The sequence below is a fragment of the Arenibacter algicola genome (genome assembly GCF_018860365.1).
Classification (GTDB): Bacteria; Bacteroidota; Bacteroidia; order Flavobacteriales; family Flavobacteriaceae; genus Arenibacter; species Arenibacter algicola_B.
Genome location: NZ_JAHKPO010000005.1, coordinates 6,177 through 7,738, shown reverse-complemented (window position 1 = coordinate 7,738; position 1,562 = coordinate 6,177). Strand labels below are relative to the sequence as shown.

The window sequence follows — 1,562 nt, the reverse complement described above, 5'->3', positions numbered from 1 at the left end:
CCGGTCGCACCGGTGTCTCCCTTAGCTCCAGTTTCTCCTTGTATACCCTGAATTCCTTGCTCTCCTGTTGCACCAGTAGCACCAGTTGCTCCTGTAGCTCCGGTTTCACCTTGTACACCTTGAATTCCTTGGGCACCAGTTTCTCCTTTTTCACCTGTTGCTCCTGTGGCCCCAGTTTCACCTTGTATACCCTGGATTCCTTGAGCTCCAGTATCTCCTTTGTCACCTTTCTCGCCTTGGTCACCTTTGGCTCCGGTTTCACCAGTAGCACCAGTTTCTCCTGTAGCTCCAGTTTCACCTTGAATACCTTGGATTCCTTGAGCTCCAGTTGCACCTGTAGCTCCGGTCTCACCTTGGATACCTTGGATTCCTTGAGCTCCGGTGTCTCCTTTCTCACCAGTAGCACCGGTTTCACCTTTGTCTCCTTGGTCACCTTTGGCTCCTGTGTCACCTTTTTCACCAGTAGCACCAGTTGCCCCGGTCTCACCTTGGATCCCTTGAGCTCCAGTATCGCCCTTGTCACCTTTATCTCCTTGATCACCCTTTACACCCTGGATTCCTTGAGCTCCAGTATCACCTTTCTCACCTTTGGCTCCGGTTTCACCAGTAGCACCAGTTTCACCTGTTGCTCCAGTGGCCCCAGTTTCACCTTGAATACCTTGGATTCCTTGAGCTCCAGTATCACCCTTATCTCCTTTATCACCTTTGACGCCCTGGTCGCCCTTAGCACCGGTATCTCCTTTTTCACCAGTTGCGCCAGTATCACCTTTTTCACCTTGTTCTCCAGTGGCACCAGTTGCTCCTGTGGCCCCAGTTTCACCCTTTTCACCCTTGTCTCCTGTCGCACCGGTATCACCTTTGTCACCTTTCTCGCCTTGGTCGCCTTTTAGACCTTGGATACCCTGTTCTCCGGTAGCACCAGTTGCACCAGTTTCACCAGTGGCACCAGTTGCTCCAGTTTCTCCTTGTATACCCTGAATTCCTTGAGCTCCAGTATCTCCTTTGTTTCCTTTTTCTCCAGTGGCACCAGTTGCTCCTGTAGCTCCAGTTTCACCTTGAATACCTTGAATTCCCTGAGCTCCAGTATCTCCTTTGACGCCCTGGTCGCCTGTGGCTCCGGTCGCACCGGTGTCTCCTTTCTCACCCTGAATACCTTGCTCTCCAGTTGCTCCTGTAGCACCAGTATCACCTTTTTCACCAGTAGCACCCTTGTCACCTTTGGCTCCGGTCGCACCGGTTTCACCAGTTGCGCCAATTTCACCAGTTGCTCCGGTTTCACCTTGAACACCTTGGATTCCTTGAGCTCCGGTGTCGCCCTTGTCACCCTTTTCACCAGTAGCTCCGGTCTCACCTTGGATCCCTTGAATACCTTGTGCACCAGTATCACCTTGTTCTCCAGTGGCACCAGTGGCTCCTGTATCACCCTTGTCACCTTTATCGCCTTGGTCTCCCTTAGCCCCAGTATCACCTTTTTCTCCTTGATCACCCTTTACACCTTGGATACCCTGTTCTCCAGTAGCGCCAGTTGCCCCGGTTTCACCTTGGATACCCTGAATTCCTTG

At 52.2% G+C, this 1,562-nt stretch carries 1 pseudogene; it reads right to left on the bottom strand.

Annotation, left to right across the window (positions count from 1 at the left end):
* Positions 1 to 1,562: pseudogene (locus KO529_RS06580) on the bottom strand (hypothetical protein); the annotation flags it as partial.